Genomic DNA, 21,337 nt, shown 5'->3' on the forward strand with positions numbered 1-21,337 from the left:
CTAACTTTTGTTGCATTACCGGGATGTAAAGTGAATACAACGCTGTTTCGATGGCCGGTTCGCGTCTACTATGAAGATACCGATGCCGGTGGTGTGGTGTACCACGCCAGTTACGTCGCTTTTTATGAAAGAGCACGCACAGAGATGCTGCGTCATCATCATTTCAGTCAACAGGCGCTGATGGCTGAACGCGTTGCCTTTGTGGTACGTAAAATGACGGTGGAATATTACGCACCTGCGCGGCTCGACGATATGCTCGAAATACAGACTGAAATAACATCAATGCGTGGCACCTCTTTGGTTTTCACGCAACGTATTGTCAACGCCGAGAATACTTTGTTGAATGAAGCAGAGGTTCTGGTTGTTTGCGTTGACCCACTCAAAATGAAGCCTCGTGCGCTTCCCAAGTCTATTGTCGCGGAGTTTAAGCAGTGACTGACATGAATATCCTTGATTTGTTCCTGAAGGCTAGCCTTCTGGTTAAACTTATCATGTTGATTTTGATTGGTTTTTCAATCGCATCCTGGGCCATTATTATCCAGCGGACCCGTATTCTTAACGCAGCGGCGCGCGAAGCCGAAGCGTTTGAAGATAAATTCTGGTCTGGAATCGAACTCTCTCGCCTCTATCAAGAGAGCCAGGGGAAACGGGATAATCTGAGCGGTTCGGAACAAATCTTTTACAGCGGCTTCAAAGAGTTTGTGCGCCTGCATCGTGCCAATAGCCATGCGCCGGAAGCCGTAGTGGAAGGGGCGTCGCGTGCGATGCGTATTTCCATGAATCGTGAACTTGAAAATCTGGAAACGCACATTCCGTTCCTCGGTACGGTTGGCTCCATCAGCCCGTATATTGGTCTGTTTGGTACGGTCTGGGGGATCATGCACGCCTTTATCGCCCTCGGGGCGGTAAAACAAGCAACACTGCAAATGGTTGCGCCCGGTATCGCAGAAGCGTTGATTGCGACGGCAATTGGTTTGTTCGCCGCAATTCCGGCGGTAATGGCTTATAACCGTCTCAACCAGCGCGTAAACAAACTGGAACTGAATTACGACAACTTTATGGAAGAGTTTACCGCGATTCTGCACCGCCAGGCGTTTACCGTTAGCGAGAGCAACAAGGGGTAAGCCATGGCCAGAGCGCGTGGACGAGGTCGTCGCGATCTCAAGTCCGAAATCAACATTGTACCGTTGCTGGACGTACTGCTGGTGCTGTTGCTGATCTTTATGGCGACAGCGCCCATCATCACCCAGAGCGTGGAGGTCGATCTGCCAGACGCTACTGAATCACAGGCGGTGAGCAGTAACGATAATCCGCCAGTGATTGTTGAAGTGTCTGGTATTGGTCAGTACACCGTGGTGGTTGAGAAAGATCGCCTGGAGCGTTTACCACCAGAGCAGGTGGTGGCGGAAGTGTCCAGCCGTTTCAAGGCCAACCCGAAAACGGTCTTTCTGATCGGTGGCGCAAAAGATGTGCCTTACGATGAAATAATTAAAGCACTGAACTTGTTACATAGTGCGGGTGTGAAATCGGTTGGTTTAATGACGCAGCCTATCTAAACATCTGCGTTTCCCTTGCTTGAAAGAGAGCGGGTAACAGGCGAACAGTTTTTGGAAACCGAGAGTGTCAAAGGCAACCGAACAAAACGACAAGCTCAAGCGGGCGATAATTATTTCAGCAGTGCTGCATGTCATCTTATTTGCGGCGCTGATCTGGAGTTCGTTCGATGAGAATATAGAAGCTTCAGCCGGAGGCGGCGGTGGTTCGTCCATCGACGCTGTCATGGTTGATTCAGGTGCGGTAGTTGAGCAGTACAAACGCATGCAAAGCCAGGAATCAAGCGCGAAGCGTTCTGATGAGCAGCGCAAGATGAAAGAGCAGCAGGCTGCTGAAGAACTGCGTGAGAAACAAGCGGCTGAACAGGAACGCCTGAAGCAACTTGAGAAAGAGCGGTTAGCGGCTCAGGAGCAGAAAAAGCAGGCTGAAGAAGCCGCAAAACAGGCCGAGTTAAAGCAGAAGCAAGCGGAAGAGGCGGCAGCGAAAGCGGCGGCAGATGCTAAAGCGAAGGCCGAAGCGGATGCTAAAGCTGCGGAAGAAGCAGCGAAGAAAGCGGCGGCAGACGCGAAGAAAAAAGCAGAAGCAGAAGCCGCCAAAGCCGCAGTCGAAGCGCAGAAAAAAGCCGAGGCTGCTGCTGCGGCGCTGAAGAAGAAAGCTGAAGCGGCAGAAGCAGCTGCAGCTGAAGCAAGAAAGAAAGCGGCAACCGAAGCTGCTGAAAAAGCCAAGGCAGAAGCTGAGAAGAAAGCGGCAGCAGAGAAAGCGGCAGCCGACAAAAAAGCAGCAGAAAAAGCGGCTGCTGAAAAGGCTGCAGCTGATAAGAAAGCGGCAGCAGAGAAAGCGGCAGCCGACAAAAAAGCAGCAGAAAAAGCGGCTGCTGAAAAGGCAGCAGCTGATAAGAAAGCAGCGGCAGAAAAAGCCGCCGCAGACAAAAAAGCGGCAGCGGCAAAAGCAGCAGCTGAAAAAGCCGCTGCAGCAAAAGCTGCCGCTGAGGCAGATGATATTTTCGGTGAGCTAAGCTCTGGTAAGAATGCACCGAAAACGGGGGGAGGGGCGAAAGGGAACAATGCTTCGCCTGCCGGGAGTGGTAATACTAAAAACAATGGCGCATCAGGGGCCGATATCAATAACTATGCCGGGCAGATTAAATCTGCTATCGAAAGTAAGTTCTATGACGCATCGTCCTATGCAGGCAAAACCTGTACGCTGCGCATAAAACTGGCACCCGATGGTATGTTACTGGATATCAAACCTGAAGGTGGCGATCCCGCACTTTGTCAAGCTGCGTTGGCAGCAGCTAAACTTGCGAAGATCCCGAAACCACCAAGCCAGGCAGTATATGAAGTGTTCAAAAACGCGCCATTGGACTTCAAACCGTAATCGCGATGTTGACTGTTCCGACGGTCAACATCAGGCACCGGTTGCCACGGGGTTCTGGTAGTTTTGTGTATTTTAGTTTGTTAACATTCTGCTAAATTATCGTGGGCCATCGGTCCAGATAAGGGAGATATGATGAAGCAGGCATTACGAGTAGCATTTGGTTTTCTCATACTGTGGGCATCAGTTCTGCATGCTGAAGTCCGCATTGTGATCGACAGCGGTGTAGATTCCGGTCGTCCTATTGGTGTTGTTCCTTTCCAGTGGGCGGGGCCTGGTGCGGCACCTGAAGATATTGGCGGCATCGTTGCTGCTGACTTGCGTAACAGCGGTAAATTTAATCCGTTAGATCGTGCTCGTCTGCCACAGCAGCCGGGTAGTGCGCAGGAAGTACAACCAGCTGCATGGTCCGCGCTGGGCATTGACGCTGTGGTTGTCGGTCAGGTCACTCCGAATCCGGATGGTTCTTACAATGTTGCTTATCAACTTGTTGACACTGGCGGCGCACCGGGTACTGTACTTGCTCAGAACTCGTACAAAGTGAACAAGCAGTGGCTGCGTTATGCTGGTCATACCGCCAGTGACGAAGTATTTGAAAAACTGACCGGTATTAAAGGTGCGTTCCGTACCCGTATTGCCTACGTTGTTCAGACTAACGGCGGTCAGTTCCCGTATGAACTGCGCGTATCTGACTATGACGGTTACAACCAGTTTGTCGTTCACCGTTCACCGCAACCGCTGATGTCTCCGGCGTGGTCACCAGACGGTTCTAAACTGGCTTATGTGACCTTCGAAAGCGGTCGTTCCGCGCTGGTTATTCAGACGCTGGCAAATGGCGCTGTACGTCAGGTGGCTTCATTCCCGCGTCACAACGGTGCACCTGCATTCTCGCCAGACGGCAGCAAACTGGCATTCGCCTTGTCGAAAACCGGTAGCCTGAACCTGTACGTAATGGATTTGGCTTCTGGTCAGATCCGCCAGGTAACTGATGGTCGCAGTAACAATACCGAACCGACCTGGTTCCCGGACAGCCAGAACCTGGCATTTACTTCTGACCAGGCCGGTCGTCCGCAGGTTTATAAAGTGAATATCAACGGCGGTGCGCCACAACGTATTACCTGGGAAGGTTCGCAGAACCAGGATGCGGATGTCAGCAGCGACGGTAAATTTATGGTAATGGTCAGCTCCAACGGTGGGCAGCAGCACATTGCCAAACAAGATCTGGCAACGGGAGGCGTACAAGTTCTGTCGTCCACGTTCCTGGATGAAACGCCAAGTCTGGCACCTAACGGCACTATGGTAATCTACAGCTCTTCTCAGGGGATGGGATCCGTGCTGAATTTGGTTTCTACAGATGGGCGTTTCAAAGCGCGTCTTCCGGCAACTGATGGACAGGTCAAATTCCCTGCCTGGTCGCCGTATCTGTGATAATAATTAATTGAATAGTAAAGGAATCATTGAAATGCAACTGAACAAAGTGCTGAAAGGGCTGATGATTGCTCTGCCTGTTATGGCAATTGCGGCATGTTCTTCCAACAAGAACGCCAGCAATGACGGCAGCGAAGGCATGCTGGGTGCCGGCACTGGTATGGATGCGAACGGCGGCAACGGCAACATGTCTTCCGAAGAGCAGGCTCGTCTGCAAATGCAACAGCTGCAGCAGAACAACATCGTTTACTTCGATCTGGACAAGTACGATATCCGTTCTGACTTCGCTCAAATGCTGGATGCACACGCAAACTTCCTGCGTAGCAACCCGTCTTACAAAGTCACCGTAGAAGGTCACGCGGACGAACGTGGTACTCCGGAATACAACATCTCCCTGGGTGAACGTCGTGCGAACGCTGTTAAGATGTATCTGCAGGGTAAAGGCGTTTCTGCTGACCAGATCTCCATCGTTTCTTACGGTAAAGAAAAACCTGCAGTACTGGGTCATGACGAAGCGGCGTATGCCAAAAACCGTCGTGCGGTACTGGTTTACTAAGAGAATTGCATGAGCAGTAACTTCAGACATCAACTATTGAGTCTGTCGTTACTGGTTGGTATAGCGGCCCCCTGGGCCGCTTTTGCTCAGGCACCAATCAGTAGTGTCGGCTCAGGCTCGGTCGAAGACCGCGTCACTCAACTTGAGCGTATTTCTAATGCTCACAGCCAGCTTTTAACCCAACTCCAGCAACAACTCTCTGATAATCAATCCGATATTGATTCCCTGCGTGGTCAGATTCAGGAAAATCAGTATCAACTGAATCAGGTCGTGGAGCGGCAAAAGCAGATCCTGTTGCAGATCGACAGCCTCAGCAGCGGTGGTGCAGCGGCGCAATCAACCAGCGGCGATCAAAGCGGTGTGGTGGCATCAACGACGCCGACAGCTGATGCTGGTACTTCGAATGCTGGCGCGCCGGTGAAAAGCGGTGATGCAAACACGGATTACAATGCAGCTATTGCGCTGGTGCAGGATAAATCCCGCCAGGATGACGCAATGGTGGCATTTCAGAATTTCATCAAAAATTACCCTGATTCAACTTACCTGCCAAACGCCAATTATTGGCTGGGTCAGTTAAACTACAACAAGGGTAAAAAAGATGATGCGGCGTATTATTTTGCTTCGGTAGTGAAAAACTATCCGAAGTCACCGAAGGCTGCAGATGCGATGTTTAAAGTCGGCGTCATCATGCAGGACAAAGGTGACACCGCAAAAGCGAAAGCCGTATACCAGCAGGTTATCAGTAAATACCCTGGTACTGATGGCGCTAAACAGGCGCAAAAACGTCTGAACGCGATGTAATGCATAACACACGACCAGAAGTCGCATTATTTCTGGTCGTGTCGTGCGAATCATAAGCAGTTGAGTGATCTACATCGAAATTTTTGTTGCGCTCAAGTCTGAAATCAGTAATATATGCCGCCGTTGCCACGGGATATCAAACAAACCGAAAGCAACGAAAAAGTGGGTCGTTAGCTCAGTTGGTAGAGCAGTTGACTTTTAATCAATTGGTCGCAGGTTCGAATCCTGCACGACCCACCACTAACATAGTTAGTTGTAGTATCCAGCGTAGTATCGGGTGATTAGCTCAGCTGGGAGAGCACCTCCCTTACAAGGAGGGGGTCGGCGGTTCGATCCCGTCATCACCCACCACCGGGTCGTTAGCTCAGTTGGTAGAGCAGTTGACTTTTAATCAATTGGTCGCAGGTTCGAATCCTGCACGACCCACCACTGATTACGGTGGGTTCGGTGGAAGTAGTTTGTAGTATCCAGCGCAGTATCGGGTGATTAGCTCAGCTGGGAGAGCACCTCCCTTACAAGGAGGGGGTCGGCGGTTCGATCCCGTCATCACCCACCACTCGGGTCGTTAGCTCAGTTGGTAGAGCAGTTGACTTTTAATCAATTGGTCGCAGGTTCGAATCCTGCACGACCCACCAATTTTAAACATTGGTTCCGAGTAGAAATCTTTCAGGTAACACCCGTATGGGTCGTTAGCTCAGTTGGTAGAGCAGTTGACTTTTAATCAATTGGTCGCAGGTTCGAATCCTGCACGACCCACCATCCTGAATGATTAAAGCAGCATAATCCCGCAAGGGGTCGTTAGCTCAGTTGGTAGAGCAGTTGACTTTTAATCAATTGGTCGCAGGTTCGAATCCTGCACGACCCACCAATGCAAAAAAGCGCCCTAAAGGCGTTTTTTTGCTATTCAGGCATCTCTCAATTTCAATTCTTGACCCTGATGACATACTCCGCGTTTGCTGCGTAAACAACTCTACGTCGGAGGAATAAGACGCAAAGTGTGGCATTCGGCATCTCATACGTAATTCGAGTGACTTTTCCCCACCATTCGACTATCTTGTTTAGTATATAAAACAAATTACGCCGATAATAGCGAATATCACGCTTAAGTCGGTTTTAACGTTAAGCCTGTAGAACGAGATGGTAAGATGAGCGTGATGTTTGATCCAGACACGGCGATTTATCCTTTCCCCCCGAAGCCGACGCCGTTAAGCATTGATGAAAAAGCGAATTACCGCGAGAAGATAAAACGTCTACTAAAAGAACGTAATGCGGTGATGGTTGCCCACTACTATACCGATCCCGAAATTCAACAACTGGCAGAAGAAACCGGTGGCTGTATTTCTGATTCTCTGGAAATGGCGCGCTTCGGTGCAAAGCATCCCGCTTCTACGTTGCTAGTCGCTGGGGTGAGATTTATGGGAGAAACCGCCAAAATTCTCAGTCCGGAAAAAACAATTCTGATGCCGACACTTCAGGCTGAATGTTCACTGGATCTCGGCTGCCCTGTTGAAGAATTTAACGCATTTTGCGATGCCCATCCCGATCGTACTGTCGTCGTCTACGCCAACACTTCTGCTGCGGTAAAAGCGCGCGCAGATTGGGTGGTAACTTCAAGCATTGCCGTCGAACTTATTGATCATCTGGATAGTTTGGGTGAAAAAATCATCTGGGCACCTGACAAACATCTGGGGCGTTACGTGCAAAAACAGACGGGCGCAGACATTTTATGCTGGCAGGGTGCCTGCATTGTGCATGATGAGTTTAAGACTCAGGCGTTAACCCGCTTGCAAGAAGAATACCCGGATGCTGCCATACTGGTGCATCCAGAATCACCGCAAGCTATTGTAGAGATGGCGGATGCGGTCGGTTCCACCAGTCAACTGATCGCTGCTGCGAAAACATTGCAACATCAGCGGCTTATCGTGGCAACCGATCGGGGCATTTTCTACAAAATGCAGCAGGCGGTGCCAGATAAAGAGTTACTGGAAGCACCAACCGCGGGTGAGGGCGCAACCTGTCGCAGCTGCGCGCATTGTCCGTGGATGGCCATGAATGGCCTTCAGGCCATCGCAGAGGCATTAGAACTGGAAGGAAGCAATCACGAGGTTTATGTTGATGAAAGGCTGCGAGAGAGGGCGCTGGTGCCGCTCAATCGTATGCTGGATTTTGCGGCTACACTACGTGGATAATTGATAATAAGGCGTCACATTACGCTTTGGGGGAACGATGGATTTTTTTAGTGTGCAGAATATCCTGGTACATATACCAATAGGGGCAGGCGGTTATGATCTCTCATGGATCGAAGCGGTAGGCACGATCGCCGGGTTGCTGTGTATTGGCCTTGCCAGTCTGGAGAAGATCAGTAACTACTTCTTTGGCCTGATCAACGTCACCTTGTTTGGCATTATTTTCTTTCAGATTCAGCTGTATGCCAGCCTGTTATTACAGGTGTTTTTCTTTGCCGCGAATATTTACGGCTGGTATGCGTGGTCGCGACAAACCAGTCAGAACGAGGCGGAGTTGAAAATTCGCTGGTTGCCATTGCCGAAGGCGCTAAGCTGGCTGGCGGTTTGCGTTGTTTCGATTGGTCTAATGACGGTATTTATCAATCCTGTGTTTGCATTTTTGACCCGCGTGGCAGTCATGATCATGCAAGCATTAGGATTACAGGTTGCGATGCCTGAACTACAGCCGGACGCTTTCCCGTTCTGGGATTCATGCATGATGGTGTTATCTATCGTGGCAATGATTCTGATGACACGTAAGTATGTGGAAAACTGGCTGTTGTGGGTGATTATTAACGTGATTAGCGTCGTTATTTTTGCACTTCAGGGCGTTTACGCCATGTCTCTGGAGTACATCATCCTGACCTTTATTGCCCTCAACGGCAGCCGGATGTGGATCAAAAGCGCACGCGAAAGAGGTTCACGTGCGCTGTCCCATTAATGATGATGATGTGAATGGCCAGACACCCCTCTATTCAGGTGGCAGTCTGGCCCATGACAAGGTTGATATTCCATCTGAATGGTGGCGTGCTCAATCTGATAGTGATCCATCAGGTAGTGTTGGATCTGATCCAACAAGGCATCGTGATCGTGTGGCGGGATCACCTGCACATGCAGCGTCATCACCGGCTTCTCGCCTACCATCCATACATGCACATGGTGCACATTGCGGACTTCCGGGATTTCCCGGCACAAGCGACGCTTCAGTTCAGCGATATCCAGCGATACCGGTGCACCTTCAAGTAATTCATTCACACTATCTTTCAACAGTCGCCACGCGCTACGCAGAACCAGAAGCGACACCAGTATTGAGAGAATGGGGTCAGCAGGTGTCCAGCCGGTCCAGATAATAATCAACGCGGCAATAATAGCCCCAACCGAACCCAGCAGGTCCCCGAGCACATGCAGTGCCGCTGCTCGCACGTTGAGGTTTTTCTCTTCGCTGCCGTGATGAAGTAACCAGAAAGAAAGTATATTTGCCAGCAGCCCAGCCACGGCAATTGCCATCATCATGCCGCCCTCGACCGGACGCGGAGTGCGGAAGCGTTCTATCGCCTCCCAGACAATCAAAATAGTAATCACCACCAGGGCGATGGCATTCACAAACGCCGCGAGCGTGGTCAATCTTAGCCAACCGAAAGTGTGGCGAATGGTGGGAGGACGACGGGAAAATTGCACTGCGAGTAGGGCGAAAAGCAGGGCGGCAGTATCGGTCAACATATGACCCGCATCGGCCAGCAATGCCAGAGAACCGGAAAGAAAACCACCAATGACTTCTACGAGCATAAACCCGGCAGTCACGCCGAAAGCATACAACAAGCGACGAGCATTATTATCTTCTGGCAGGTGTGAGGAAGTGTGTGAGTGTGAGTGCGCCATGACGAGTCATCCCTTAATTATTCTCACTTAACTTTATGACATCATACTGCTTTTAGAAGGGAAAAATTAAAAGGGAGAGACTACGCTCTCCCATTATTGGCTATTTCGCAGGGTTACTGCGTGGTACCGTCGGTTTTGGTATCGACATCATTGTTGATGCCATCACCGGTTTGGACTTTTTTATTGATATCCGGGCAGCGACCATCTTTGCACATGGTGTTCTTGTGCTCTTCATCTTTGGTCATGCCGTCATTGTTCATTGAAGAACCATCCGGATGCAGCATTGTGCCGCCAGAACCGGTATTTACCCCGTTATTGTCGACGTTATTTGGCGCGACATTTTCACGGGCATCAGGGGCTACCTGGCCCGCATCAGCGGCGGCGTTTGCCTGGCCGTTATTAGTTTGCGCTCCGCTATCGGCAGCCAGTGCGGCACCGCTGGCAAGGCTTAGAGTGGCAGTCAAAAATAGTGTGGCCAGTTTTGTCATTTTCATAGGATGCTCCTGTTATGGTCGTTATGTCGGATAACCTCTTCCAACAGTGCATTTGCAGGTGAATATAAGGCAATGGTTTAAGATTTCAGCCAGGCAAAGATACCCAGCAGAGAATCTTGAAATAATTAACAAACAAAGGAGTTACAGTTAGAAATTGTAGGAGAGATCTCGTTTTTCGCGACAATCTGGCGTTTTTCTTGCTAATTCCAGGATTAATCCGTTCATAGTGTAAAACCCCGTTTACACATTCTGACGGAAGATATAGATTGGAAGTATTGCATTCACTAAGATAAGTATGGCAACACTGGAACAGACATGAATTATCAGAACGACGATTTACGCATCAAAGAAATCAAAGAGTTACTTCCTCCTGTCGCATTGCTGGAAAAATTCCCCGCTACTGAAAATGCCGCGAATACGGTCGCCCATGCCCGAAAAGCGATCCATAAGATCCTGAAAGGTAATGATGATCGCCTGTTGGTGGTGATTGGCCCATGCTCAATTCATGATCCTGTCGCGGCTAAAGAGTATGCCACTCGCTTGCTGGCGCTGCGTGAAGAGCTGAAAGATGAGCTGGAAATCGTAATGCGCGTCTATTTTGAAAAGCCGCGTACCACGGTGGGCTGGAAAGGGCTGATTAACGATCCGCATATGGATAACAGCTTCCAGATCAACGACGGTCTGCGTATTGCCCGTAAATTGTTGCTTGATATTAACGACAGCGGTCTGCCAGCGGCGGGTGAGTTTCTCGATATGATCACCCCACAATATCTCGCTGACCTGATGAGCTGGGGCGCAATTGGCGCACGTACTACGGAATCGCAGGTGCACCGCGAACTGGCTTCAGGGCTTTCTTGCCCGGTAGGCTTCAAAAATGGCACTGATGGTACGATTAAAGTGGCTATCGATGCCATTAATGCCGCCGGTGCGCCGCACTGCTTCCTTTCAGTGACCAAATGGGGTCATTCGGCGATTGTGAATACCAGCGGTAACGGCGATTGCCATATCATTCTGCGCGGCGGTAAAGAGCCTAACTACAGCGCGAAGCACGTTGCTGAAGTGAAAGAAGGGCTGAACAAAGCAGGCCTGCCAGCACAGGTGATGATCGATTTCAGCCATGCTAACTCGTCTAAACAATTCAAAAAGCAGATGGATGTTTGTGCTGACGTTTGCCAGCAGATTGCCGGTGGCGAAAAGGCCATTATTGGCGTGATGGTGGAAAGCCATCTGGTGGAAGGCAATCAGAGCCTCGAGAGCGGGGAACCGCTGGCCTACGGTAAGAGCATCACCGATGCCTGCATTGGCTGGGATGATACCGATGCTCTGTTACGTCAACTGGCGAATGCAGTAAAAGCGCGTCGCGGGTAAAGTTTAATTGTCGGATGCGCTGTCAGAGTGGCGTATCCGATTAATCACCGTAGGCCTGATAAAACGCGCAGCGTCGCATCAGGCAATGCGCTCCATTGGTAGCAACGAAAAATAAAAAAGCCGACTCATTTTGCAGTCGGCTTTCTCATTTTTAAGCGAATGACGTTTACTTCGCTTTACCCTGGTTAGCAACCGCCGCTGCTTTCGCCGCGATCTCGTCAGCATTACCCAGATAATAGCGTTTCAGCGGTTTGAAGTTCTCGTCAAACTCATAAACCAGCGGCACGCCGGTCGGGATATTCAGCTCAAGAATCTCTTCTTCGCTCATGTTATCGAGATATTTCACCAGCGCACGTAACGAGTTACCGTGTGCGGCGATGATGACGCGCTCACCGCTCTTCATACGCGGCAGAATGGTTTCATTCCAGTAAGGGATCACGCGGTCAATGGTCAGCGCCAGGCTTTCCGTCAGTGGCAGCTCTTTCTCGCTCAGTTTCGCGTAACGCGGATCGTGACCCGGATAACGCTCATCATCTTTAGTCAGTTCCGGCGGAGTCACCGCAAAACCACGACGCCACTGTTTCACCTGCTCGTCGCCATACTTTTCAGCGGTTTCCGCTTTGTTCAGACCCTGCAATGCACCGTAGTGACGTTCGTTCAGTTTCCAGGATTTCTCAACGGGCAGCCATGCCTGATCCAGTTCGTCCAGCACATTCCACAGGGTATGAATAGCGCGTTTCAGCACAGAGGTGTAAGCAAAGTCAAAGCTGTAACCTTCCTCTTTCAGCAGCTTACCTGCTGCTTTTGCTTCGCTTACGCCTTTCTCAGACAGATCCACGTCGTACCAACCGGTGAAACGGTTTTCTTTGTTCCACTGACTTTCGCCATGACGAACCAGAACCAGCTTAGTTACAGCCATATACTTACTCCTCAAATCATCTTTTAATGATAATAATTCTCATTATATTGCCGTGACGAAGCAACAGCAATGCTTACGCATAACCATAGCGAAAATAGTGTCGCAGTGTAAGGTTGTTGTGAATATTGAGTTGCAAATATGTCGGTGTTTGCTGGTGATTTGAACAATATGAGGATAAAGCCCTCATGACGAGGGCTTAACATTACTGAGCAATAAACTGATATTCCGTCAGGCTGGAATACTCTTCGCCAGGACGCAGGAAGCAGTCCGGTTGCGGCCATTCAGGGTGGTTCGGGCTGTCCGGCAGAAATTCGCTTTCCAGAGCCAGCCCTTGCCAGTCAGCGTAAGGTTCGGTTCCCCGCGACGGTGTGCCGCCGAGGAAGTTGCCGGAGTAGAATTGCAGAGCCGGAGCGGTGGTGTAGACCTTCAGCTGCAATTTTTCATCTGCTGACCAGACATGCGCCGCCACTTTCTTGCCATCGCCTTTGGCCTGTAACAAGAACGCGTGATCGTAACCTTTCACTTTGCGCTGATCGTCGTCGGCAAGAAACTCACTGGCGATGATTTTGGCGTTGCGGAAATCAAAAGAGGTTCCGGCGACAGATTTCAGGCCGTCGTGCGGAATGCCGCCTTCATCAACCGGCAGATATTCTTCCGCCAGAATCTGCAACTTATGATTGCGCACGTCAGACTGCTCGCCGTCAAGATTGAAATAGACGTGATTAGTCATATTCACCGGGCAAGGTTTATCAACTGTGGCGCGATAAGTAATGGAGATACGGTTATCGTCGGTCAGACGATATTGCACCGTCGCGCCGAGATTACCCGGGAAGCCCTGATCGCCATCATCTGAACTCAGGGCAAACAGCACCTGACGATCGTTCTGGTTCACAATCTGCCAGCGACGTTTGTCGAACCCTTCCGGGCCGCCATGCAATTGGTTGACGCCCTGACTTGGTGAAAGCGTCACGGTTTCACCGTCAAAGGTATAACGGCTATTGGCGATGCGGTTGGCATAACGACCAATAGAGGCCCCCAGAAATGCGGCCTGATCCTGATAGCATTCCGGGCTGGCGCAGCCAAGCAGCGCCTCGCGGACGCTGCCATCGGAAAGCGGAATACGGGCGGAAAGTAAAGTCGCACCCCAGTCCATCAGCGTGACTACCATCCCTGCGTTGTTACGCAAAGTTAACAGTCGGTACGGCTGACCATCGGGTGCCAGTGCGGGAGTTTCGTTCAGCACTGTCCTGCTCCTTGTGATGGTTTACAAACGTAAAAAGTCTCTTTAATACCTGTTTTTGCTTCATATTGTTCAGCGACAGCTTGCTGTACGGCAGGCACCAGTTCTTCCGGGATCAACGCGACGATACAGCCACCAAATCCGCCGCCGGTCATGCGTACGCCACCTTTGTCGCCAATCACAGCTTTGACGATTTCTACCAGAGTGTCAATTTGCGGTACGGTGATTTCGAAATCATCGCGCATAGAGGCATGAGACTCCGCCATCAACTCGCCCATACGTTTCAGGTCGCCTTGCTCCAGCGCGCTGGCAGCTTCAACGGTGCGGGCGTTTTCAGTCAGGATGTGACGCACGCGTTTCGCGACGATCGGGTCCAGTTCATGTGCAACAGCGTTGAACTCTTCAATGGTGACATCGCGCAGAGCTGGCTGCTGGAAGAAACGCGCACCGGTTTCGCACTGTTCACGACGGGTGTTGTATTCGCTGCCAACCAGGGTACGTTTGAAGTTACTGTTGATGATGACGACAGCCACGCCTTTCGGCATGGAAACAGCTTTGGTCCCCAGTGAGCGGCAATCGATCAGCAAGGCATGATCTTTCTTGCCGAGCGCGGAAATCAGTTGATCCATGATTCCACAGTTACAGCCTACAAACTGGTTTTCTGCTTCCTGACCGTTAAGCGCGATTTGTGCGCCGTCCAGCGGCAGATGATAAAGCTGCTGCAATACGGTTCCGACCGCGACTTCCAGTGAAGCGGAAGAACTTAACCCTGCACCCTGCGGCACATTGCCGCTGATCACCATGTCCACACCGCCGAAGCTGTTGTTACGCAGTTGCAGATGTTTCACCACGCCACGAACGTAGTTCGCCCATTGATAGTTTTCATGCGCGACAATGGGCGCATCGAGGGAAAACTCGTCGAGCTGATTTTCATAATCGGCTGCCATTACGCGAACTTTACGGTCATCGCGTGGCGCACAGCTGATCACGGTTTGATAATCAATCGCGCAGGGCAGAACGAAACCGTCGTTGTAGTCGGTGTGTTCACCAATCAAATTCACGCGGCCAGGCGCCTGAATGGTGTGAGTGGCAGGGTAGCCAAATGCGTTGGCAAACAGAGATTGTGTTTTTTCTTTCAGACTCATTTCTTACACTCCGGATTCGCGAAAATGGATATCGCTGACTGCGCGCAAACGCTCTGCGGCCTGTTCTGCGGTCAGGTCTCGCTGGGTTTCTGCCAGCATTTCATAACCAACCATAAATTTACGTACGGTGGCAGAGCGCAACAGAGGCGGATAAAAGTGCGCGTGCAGCTGCCAGTGTTGATTCTCTTCGCCATTAAATGGCGCGCCGTGCCAGCCCATAGAGTAGGGGAAGGAGCACTGGAAGAGGTTGTCATAACGACTGGTCAGCTTTTTCAACGCCAGAGCCAAATCGCTGCGCTGGGCGTCGGTCAAATCGGTGATCCGTAAAACGTGGGCTTTGGGCAGCAGTAGCGTTTCGAACGGCCAGGCAGCCCAGTAAGGCACGACGGCTAACCAGTGTTCGGTTTCGACAACGGTACGGCTACCGTCTGCCAGCTCGCGCTGAACATAATCCACCAGCATTGGTGATTTCTGCCCGGCGAAATATTCTTTTTGCAGACGGTCTTCGCGCTCAGCTTCGTTAGGCAGGAAGCTATTTGCCCAAATCTGTCCGTGCGGATGCGGGTTAGAGCAGCCCATCGCCGCGCCTTTGTTTTCAAAGACCTGCACCCACGGGTATGTTTTCCCCAGTTCTGCGGTTTGCTCCTGCCAGGTTTTGACGATTTCCGTCAATGCCGCAACGCTCAGTTCTGGCAGCGTTTTACTGTGATCCGGTGAAAAGCAGATCACCCGGCTGGTACCGCGCGCGCTCTGGCAACGCATCAAAGGATCGTTGCTTTCTGGCGCATCTGGCGTGTCAGACATCAAGGCCGCAAAGTCATTAGTGAAAACGTAAGTCCCGGTGTAATCGGGGTTTTTATCGCCTGTCACCCGCACATTACCTGCGCAGAGGAAGCAATCTGGATCGTGCGCAGGTAACACCTGTTTGGCTGGCGTTTCCTGCGCCCCCTGCCAGGGGCGCTTAGCGCGGTGCGGTGAAACCAGAATCCATTGCCCGGTGAGCGGGTTGTAGCGGCGATGTGGATGATCAACGGGATTAAATTGCGTCATGGTCGTTCCTTAATCGGGATATCCCTGTGGATGGCGTGACTGCCAGTGCCAGGTGTCCTGCGCCATTTCATCGAGTGTGCGCGTTACGCGCCAGTTCAGTTCACGGTCGGCTTTGCTGGCGTCCGCCCAGTAGGCCGGAAGGTCGCCCGCGCGACGTGGTGCAAAATGATAGTTAACCGGTTTGCCGCAGGCTTTACTGAAGGCATTAACTACGTCCAGCACGCTGCTGCCTACGCCTGCGCCGAGGTTGTAGATGTGTACGCCTGGCTTGTTCGCCAGTTTTTCCATCGCCACGACGTGACCATCTGCCAGATCCATTACGTGGATGTAATCGCGCACGCCAGTGCCGTCTTCGGTCGGATAATCGTTACCAAAAATCGCCAGTGAGTCGCGACGGCCTACAGCAACCTGGGCAATGTACGGCATCAGGTTATTCGGAATGCCTTGCGGATCTTCGCCCATATCACCCGACGGATGCGCGCCAACCGGGTTGAAGTAGCGCAGCAGGGCAATGCTCCAGTCCGGTTGGGCTTTTTGCAGATCGGTAAGGATCTGTTCCACCATCAGCTTGCTTTTGCCGTAAGGACTTTGCGGTGTGCCGGTCGGGAAGCTTTCAACATATGGAATTTTGGGCTGATCGCCATAAACGGTGGCGGAGGAGCTAAAGATAAAGTTTTTGACGTTAGCGGCGCGCATGGCGCTAATCAGGCGCAGAGTACCGTTGACATTGTTGTCGTAATATTCAAGCGGTTTTTGTACCGATTCGCCAACGGCTTTCAGCCCGGCGAAGTGGATCACGGTGTCGATAGCGTGATCGTGCAGGATCTCGGTCATCAACGCTTCGTTACGGATATCGCCTTCAACAAACGTTGGATGTTTGCCGCCTAAACGCTCGATAACAGGCAGTACGCTGCGCTTACTGTTACAGAGGTTATCAAGAATGATGACATCATGACCGTTTTGCAGTAATTGCACACAGGTATGACTTCCAATGTAACCGCTACCACCGGTAACCAGAACTCTCATAATTCGCTCCATTAGGCTTATGGTATGAAATAACCATAGCATAACAAAGATGCGAAAAGTGTGACATGGAATAAATTAGTGGAATCGTTTACACAGGAATTTAGCCGTTTTTTATGCGCGATTAAGTGATTATAAAACAGCGGCTTTATGAATGATTGCGCTTTTTATCTGAAAAAAAAGACGCGGTTTCATGCCTGGATGCGTCAAACCGTTGGCCGGATAACACGTTTACGCCGCCTCCGGCACGGTCAGCATTACCGACTCAATTTATTTTTGTCAGCACATAGCGATAGAGTCCACCGTCCGGCACGAACTCAAGACGATGGGTAATACAGGCAGGCGCATCTTCAGCGTGGTGCGAAACAAACAACAATTGCGTTTCACCTTCGCTAATCAGCACATCAACAAAACGGCGGATAAGCTGGCGATTGAGCGGATCAAGCCCCTGTAGTGGTTCATCGAGAATAAGCAACGTCGGATGTTTCACCAGTGCGCGGACAATCAGCGCCAGACGCTGCTGTCCCCAGGAAAGACTATGGAAAGGAGCGTCAGCCGTGCGTTTATCAATGCCGAGAATATCCAGCCACTGCTGCACCAGTTTTTGCTGGCGATCCGAAACGGCCTGATAAATGCCAATCGAATCAAAATAGCCAGAAAGAATCACATTACGCACAGTAGTGCTGACCCGGTAATCCAGATGCAAACTACTGCTGACGTAACCGATATGCTTTTTGATATCCCAGATGGTTTCGCCGCTGCCGCGACGTCGTCCGAAAAGCGTCAAATCGTTGCTGTAACCTTGCGGATGATCGCCAGTAATCAGGCTTAATAACGTCGATTTTCCCGCGCCATTTGGCCCGACAATTTGCCAGTGTTCGCCTGGATTCACCTGCCAGCTAAGGTTATTAAGGATGGGGCGTTCGTTATAAGAAACCACGCCATTGTTCAGCACAATGCGCGGTTCGTTGGCGGGTAAGGCGTGACGTGCTGAAGGTTCATCCGGCTCCGGCATTTGCACACCTTCAAGCAGTTCGCTATGCGCCAGTTGCGCAACGAGTGCTTGTTGGAGCAGTTCTTCTTTAGCGCCAGTTTCCGCTAACGTGCAATCCGCCAGCACGCCAGCAAACTGGACAAATTCCGGGATCTCATCGAAGCGATTGAGCACCAGTACCAGAGTAATACCGGACTGATGTAACGAGGCGAGTAGCTCAGCCAGATGCTGACGTGAGGCAACATCCAGGCCATCAAACGGTTCATCAAGGATCAACAAGTCAGGCTCCGACATCAGCGCCTGACACAGCAGGGTTTTTCGCGTCTCGCCAGTGGAAAGGTATTTAAAGCGTCGGTCGAGGAGGGCGGTAATACCGAACTGCTGCGCCAGTTGCATGCAACGCGAAGTATCCTTTACTTCATCCTGAATGATCTCAGCCGTGGTACGCCCGGTGTCATCTTCGCCAGGACTAAGCATATCGGTGTTATTCCGCTGCCATTCGTCGCTGACGAGCTTTTGCAATTGCTCGAAGGAGAGACGAGTGATGTGGGAAAACTGGCTTTGCCGTTCACCTTTCAAAAGCGGAAGTTCCCCCGACAGCGCGCGGGCCAGCGCCGATTTCCCGCTTCCATTCGAACCGACAAACGCCCAACTATCACCCGCGTTTAACGTTAGCCGAGGCAATTGCAGCGTTTTTGTGTCGCCAAGACGAAACGTGCCTTGCAAAATTTGCAACGATGACATTTTATATCCCATTTTGTGCAGCGATTACTGACAGGGATACGTGTTTCATAACAAATTGTCAACACGCTTAGCACAGCGTGGCGATAATCACGCTGTCGGCATTAAAGTAGGCCGTGACATTCTGCCCTTGCTGAAGAGAAGTCGCTTCATTTACCGGCACTGTGGCGCACAGTGTTTGCCCGTCGGGTAGCGCCATTAATACTTCGCACTGCTCTGCGCCGCGCTCAATATGACTAATAATACCCGGTAATTGGTTGTCAGCGTTTTGCGCGACCGCCTCGTCCTGAGTAATACCTACCCACGGCGCTTTTAGCAATATCAACACTTCTTTGCCTTCATCCAGCCCCAGACGCGCGCCGCTTTGTGCGGTAATTGCGACTTTCAGGCGTGTTTTTCCATCAGCCAGTAAGACATCAACATGCTGTTGAACGTCATCATGATCGCGAGCGGTGATGGTACCGAACCACTGGTTACGGGCGCTGGTTTGCAGTGAAAAACGTGAGATCGCGGCCAGCAGGCTGTTCAGCGGCAGGGCGTCATCGTCACTTAACACATCAAAGGCTTTTTGCTGGATTTGCGCCAGTAAGTCATAGAGTTGAATCAGTCGCTGACCATAGCGGGTCAGTACTGCGCCGCCTCCACCTTTACCGCCTGTTGCGCGCTCAACCAGAATATGCTCACTTAACTGATTCATCTCGTTAATGGCATCCCAGGCGCTTTTATAGCTGATACCGGCATCTTTCGCTCCCTGGCTAATGGAACCGGAAAGCGCAATGTGTTTTAGTAGCGAAATGCGGCGCGGGTCGGCGAATAATTTTTGTTGGAGCTTAAGGGTGAGAAGGATTTCGGCCTGCATAACAATGTCCTGGCAAAAGTCTTATTGTGACGGAAAACGAACGCCACGCAAAGCTGACCGCATAAAAGGGGAGTGCTTTTCTGTGCTTAGCGGTTAGAATAGTCTCATGACTATATCTGGAGTTGACCATGTTAGAGTTATTAAAAAGTCTGGTATTCGCCGTAATCATGGTACCTGTCGTGATGGCCATCATCCTGGGTCTGATTTACGGTCTTGGTGAAGTATTCAACATCTTTTCTGGTGTTGGTAAAAAAGACCAGCCCGGACAAAATCATTGATTCCCTGAATGCCCGCTTAGTCGGGCATTTTCTTTTTCTCAACTTCCTGCTTTTTCTGCCGATATTTTTTCTCATCTACCTCACAAAGGTTAGCAATAACTGCTGGGAAAATTCCGAACTTGCCGTTATATTGACGCCTACATAACGTTAGATTAAGGGGTTACCAATGGCTCGTAAATGGTTGAACTTGTTTACCGGGGCGGCACTCTCTTTCGCTGTTGCTGGCAATGCACTGGCAGATGAAGGGAAAATCACGGTGTTCGCCGCCGCATCACTGACTAACGCAATGCAGGACATTGCTACGCAGTATAAAAAAGAGAAAGGCGTGGATGTGGTTTCTTCTTTCGCTTCGTCATCTACTTTGGCCCGTCAGATTGAAGCGGGTGCGCCTGCGGATCTGTTTATTTCTGCCGATCAGAAATGGATGGATTATGCGGTTGATAAAAAAGCGATCGATACGGCTTCGCGCCAGACACTGCTCGGCAATAGCCTGGTCGTTGTAGCACCGAAAGCCAGCGAGCAGAAAGATTTCACCATCGACAGCAAAACCAACTGGACTTCGCTGCTGAATGGCGGTCGCCTCGCGGTTGGTGATCCGGAACATGTCCCTGCTGGCATTTATGCGAAAGAAGCACTGCAAAAACTGGGCGCATGGGATACGCTTTCCCCGAAACTGGCTCCGGCGGAAGATGTTCGTGGCGCGCTGGCGTTGGTCGAACGCAATGAAGCGCCGCTGGGTATTGTTTACGGTTCTGACGCAGTTGCCAGCAAAGGGGTAAAAGTGGTTGCCACCTTCCCGGAAGATTCACATAAAAAAGTGGAATATCCGGTTGCTGTTGTGGAAGGGCATAACAATGCGACAGTGAAAGCATTTTATGATTATCTGAAGGGGCCGCAGGCTGCGGAAATCTTTAAACGTTACGGATTTACAACCAAGTAATGATACTGACCGATCCAGAATGGCAGGCAGTTTTATTAAGCCTGAAAGTTTCTTCCCTGGCTGTGCTGTTTAGCCTGCCGTTTGGGATCTTTTTTGCCTGGTTACTGGTACGTTGCACGTTTCCGGGCAAAGCTCTGCTCGACAGCGTACTGCATCTACCGCTGGTGTTACCGCCCGTGGTCGTCGGTTACCTATTATTAGTTTCGATGGGACGGCGCGGATTTATCGGTGAACGTCTGTATGACTGGTTTGGTCTTTCTTTCGCGTTTAGCTGGCGTGGTGCGGTTCTCGCTGCCGCTGTCATGTCTTTTCCGCTGATGGTGCGGGCGATTCGTCTGGCGCTGGAAGGTGTTGATATCAAACTGGAGCAGGCCGCAAGAACACTGGGGGCCGGGCGCTGGCGCGTTTTCTTTACTATCACGTTACCGCTGACCTTACCGGGAATTATTGTTGGTACGGTACTGGCATTCGCTCGTTCGCTCGGTGAATTTGGCGCAACCATCACCTTTGTGTCGAACATTCCTGGTGAAACGCGGACCATTCCTTCTGCCATGTATACCCTGATCCAGACCCCTGGCGGGGAAAGTGGCGCGGCGAGACTGTGTATTATTTCTATTGCGCTGGCGATGATCTCCCTGTTGATTTCAGAATGGCTGGCCAGAATCAGCCGTGAGCGGGCGGGGCGCTAA

At 51.0% G+C, this 21,337-nt stretch carries 22 protein-coding genes and 7 tRNA genes; 20 read left to right on the forward strand and 9 right to left on the reverse strand.

Features of this window, described 5'->3' with window-relative positions; all coding sequences use genetic code 11:
- Positions 1-30 precede the first annotated feature (30 nt).
- From ybgC to pnuC, 16 genes are all read left to right on the forward strand, one after another.
- Entirely contained in the window at positions 31-435 is a 405-nt protein-coding gene (ybgC, locus tag ACJHX4_RS02610) for a tol-pal system-associated acyl-CoA thioesterase (protein WP_001098384.1), read from the forward strand.
- A complete protein-coding gene (gene tolQ, locus ACJHX4_RS02615) occupies positions 432-1,124 on the forward strand; it encodes a Tol-Pal system protein TolQ (protein ID WP_000131310.1) in 693 nt (230 codons plus the stop codon). Before ybgC ends, tolQ begins: the two co-directional genes overlap by 4 nt.
- A 3-nt stretch (positions 1,125-1,127) precedes the next feature.
- Positions 1,128-1,556, forward strand: a complete 429-nt coding sequence (gene tolR, locus ACJHX4_RS02620) for a colicin uptake protein TolR (protein WP_000090097.1) — start codon at positions 1,128-1,130, stop codon at positions 1,554-1,556.
- Positions 1,557-1,620: 64 nt separating this feature from the next.
- Complete coding sequence (gene tolA / locus ACJHX4_RS02625) at positions 1,621-2,931, forward strand: cell envelope integrity protein TolA (RefSeq protein ID WP_000030659.1); 1,311 nt, start codon at positions 1,621-1,623, stop codon at positions 2,929-2,931.
- A gap of 132 nt (positions 2,932-3,063) precedes the next feature.
- Positions 3,064-4,356, forward strand: a complete 1,293-nt coding sequence (gene tolB, locus ACJHX4_RS02630; protein ID WP_001295307.1) for a Tol-Pal system beta propeller repeat protein TolB — start codon at positions 3,064-3,066, stop codon at positions 4,354-4,356.
- 34 nt (positions 4,357-4,390) lie between these two features.
- Entirely contained in the window at positions 4,391-4,912 is a 522-nt protein-coding gene (gene pal / locus ACJHX4_RS02635; protein ID WP_001295883.1) for a peptidoglycan-associated lipoprotein Pal, read from the forward strand.
- 9 nt (positions 4,913-4,921) lie between these two features.
- Complete coding sequence (cpoB, locus tag ACJHX4_RS02640) at positions 4,922-5,713, forward strand: cell division protein CpoB (RefSeq protein WP_000097576.1); 792 nt, start codon at positions 4,922-4,924, stop codon at positions 5,711-5,713.
- 164 nt (positions 5,714-5,877) lie between these two features.
- Positions 5,878-5,953: transfer RNA gene (locus tag ACJHX4_RS02645), tRNA-Lys, on the forward strand.
- 35 nt (positions 5,954-5,988) lie between these two features.
- A tRNA-Val gene (locus tag ACJHX4_RS02650) sits at positions 5,989-6,064 on the forward strand.
- A 2-nt stretch (positions 6,065-6,066) separates the two neighbouring features.
- Positions 6,067-6,142 (forward strand) — tRNA-Lys (locus ACJHX4_RS02655).
- 51 nt (positions 6,143-6,193) lie between these two features.
- Positions 6,194-6,269: transfer RNA gene (locus tag ACJHX4_RS02660), tRNA-Val, on the forward strand.
- Between the two features lie 3 nt (positions 6,270-6,272).
- Positions 6,273-6,348, forward strand: a tRNA-Lys gene (locus ACJHX4_RS02665).
- Positions 6,349-6,396: 48 nt separating this feature from the next.
- Positions 6,397-6,472, forward strand: a tRNA-Lys gene (locus ACJHX4_RS02670).
- Between the two features lie 33 nt (positions 6,473-6,505).
- Positions 6,506-6,581 (forward strand) — tRNA-Lys (locus ACJHX4_RS02675).
- Positions 6,582-6,858: 277 nt separating this feature from the next.
- Positions 6,859-7,902: a quinolinate synthase NadA gene (gene nadA / locus ACJHX4_RS02680; protein ID WP_000115261.1), complete on the forward strand. Its 1,044-nt coding sequence runs from the start codon at positions 6,859-6,861 to the stop codon at positions 7,900-7,902.
- A gap of 37 nt (positions 7,903-7,939) precedes the next feature.
- Complete coding sequence (pnuC, locus tag ACJHX4_RS02685; protein WP_000345405.1) at positions 7,940-8,659, forward strand: nicotinamide riboside transporter PnuC; 720 nt, start codon at positions 7,940-7,942, stop codon at positions 8,657-8,659.
- Here pnuC and zitB read toward each other — a convergent pair.
- Together zitB and ACJHX4_RS02695 are read right to left on the reverse strand one after the other, a co-directional pair.
- Entirely contained in the window at positions 8,656-9,597 is a 942-nt protein-coding gene (gene zitB, locus ACJHX4_RS02690; RefSeq protein WP_000951272.1) for a CDF family zinc transporter ZitB, read from the reverse strand. The two genes, pnuC and zitB, sit on opposite strands and share 4 nt — an antisense overlap.
- Before the next feature lie 113 nt (positions 9,598-9,710).
- The gene (locus ACJHX4_RS02695) at positions 9,711-10,091 is read right to left on the reverse strand and encodes a YbgS-like family protein (RefSeq protein ID WP_000784348.1); all 381 of its coding nucleotides are present in this window, start codon (positions 10,089-10,091) and stop codon (positions 9,711-9,713) included.
- A gap of 315 nt (positions 10,092-10,406) precedes the next feature.
- Here ACJHX4_RS02695 and aroG point away from each other — a divergent pair, with 315 nt between their 5' ends.
- A complete protein-coding gene (aroG, locus tag ACJHX4_RS02700) occupies positions 10,407-11,459 on the forward strand; it encodes a 3-deoxy-7-phosphoheptulonate synthase AroG (RefSeq protein ID WP_001109194.1) in 1,053 nt (350 codons plus the stop codon).
- 166 nt (positions 11,460-11,625) lie between these two features.
- Here the strand turns inward: aroG and gpmA are convergent, their stop codons facing one another.
- The 7 genes from gpmA to modE form a co-directional block, all read right to left on the reverse strand.
- On the reverse strand, positions 11,626-12,378 hold the full coding sequence (gpmA, locus tag ACJHX4_RS02705) for a 2,3-diphosphoglycerate-dependent phosphoglycerate mutase (protein WP_001295305.1): 753 nt from the start codon (positions 12,376-12,378) through the stop codon (positions 11,626-11,628).
- A 202-nt stretch (positions 12,379-12,580) separates the two neighbouring features.
- A complete protein-coding gene (galM, locus tag ACJHX4_RS02710; RefSeq protein WP_000931396.1) occupies positions 12,581-13,621 on the reverse strand; it encodes a galactose-1-epimerase in 1,041 nt (346 codons plus the stop codon).
- Positions 13,615-14,763 carry a galactokinase gene (galK, locus tag ACJHX4_RS02715; protein ID WP_000053415.1) on the reverse strand — a complete coding sequence of 383 codons (1,149 nt, stop codon included), beginning with the start codon at positions 14,761-14,763 and terminating at the stop codon, positions 13,615-13,617. Before galK ends, galM begins: the two co-directional genes overlap by 7 nt.
- 3 nt (positions 14,764-14,766) lie before the next feature.
- Positions 14,767-15,813 (reverse strand): galactose-1-phosphate uridylyltransferase, encoded by a 1,047-nt coding sequence (gene galT / locus ACJHX4_RS02720; RefSeq protein WP_000191512.1) that lies wholly within the window; start codon positions 15,811-15,813, stop codon positions 14,767-14,769.
- 9 nt (positions 15,814-15,822) lie between these two features.
- Complete coding sequence (galE, locus tag ACJHX4_RS02725; protein WP_001265440.1) at positions 15,823-16,839, reverse strand: UDP-glucose 4-epimerase GalE; 1,017 nt, start codon at positions 16,837-16,839, stop codon at positions 15,823-15,825.
- 262 nt (positions 16,840-17,101) lie between these two features.
- Complete coding sequence (modF, locus tag ACJHX4_RS02730; RefSeq protein WP_000096849.1) at positions 17,102-18,574, reverse strand: molybdate ABC transporter ATP-binding protein ModF; 1,473 nt, start codon at positions 18,572-18,574, stop codon at positions 17,102-17,104.
- A 67-nt stretch (positions 18,575-18,641) separates the two neighbouring features.
- Positions 18,642-19,430, reverse strand: a complete 789-nt coding sequence (gene modE, locus ACJHX4_RS02735) for a molybdenum-dependent transcriptional regulator (RefSeq protein ID WP_001147439.1) — start codon at positions 19,428-19,430, stop codon at positions 18,642-18,644.
- 128 nt (positions 19,431-19,558) lie between these two features.
- On the opposite strand from modE, the gene acrZ reads away from it, so the two are divergent.
- The 3 genes from acrZ (at position 19,559) to modB (ending at position 21,337) form a co-directional block, all read left to right on the forward strand.
- Positions 19,559-19,708 carry a multidrug efflux pump accessory protein AcrZ gene (gene acrZ / locus ACJHX4_RS02740; RefSeq protein ID WP_000891515.1) on the forward strand — a complete coding sequence of 50 codons (150 nt, stop codon included), beginning with the start codon at positions 19,559-19,561 and terminating at the stop codon, positions 19,706-19,708.
- Positions 19,709-19,874: 166 nt separating this feature from the next.
- A complete protein-coding gene (modA, locus tag ACJHX4_RS02745; RefSeq protein WP_000113014.1) occupies positions 19,875-20,648 on the forward strand; it encodes a molybdate ABC transporter substrate-binding protein in 774 nt (257 codons plus the stop codon).
- Positions 20,648-21,337 carry a molybdate ABC transporter permease subunit gene (modB, locus tag ACJHX4_RS02750; protein WP_000604037.1) on the forward strand — a complete coding sequence of 230 codons (690 nt, stop codon included), beginning with the start codon at positions 20,648-20,650 and terminating at the stop codon, positions 21,335-21,337. Before modA ends, modB begins: the two co-directional genes overlap by 1 nt.

The sequence above is a fragment of the Escherichia sp. WS2035 genome, from assembly GCF_046487065.1.
GTDB classification, from domain to species: domain Bacteria; phylum Pseudomonadota; class Gammaproteobacteria; order Enterobacterales; family Enterobacteriaceae; genus Escherichia; species Escherichia coli.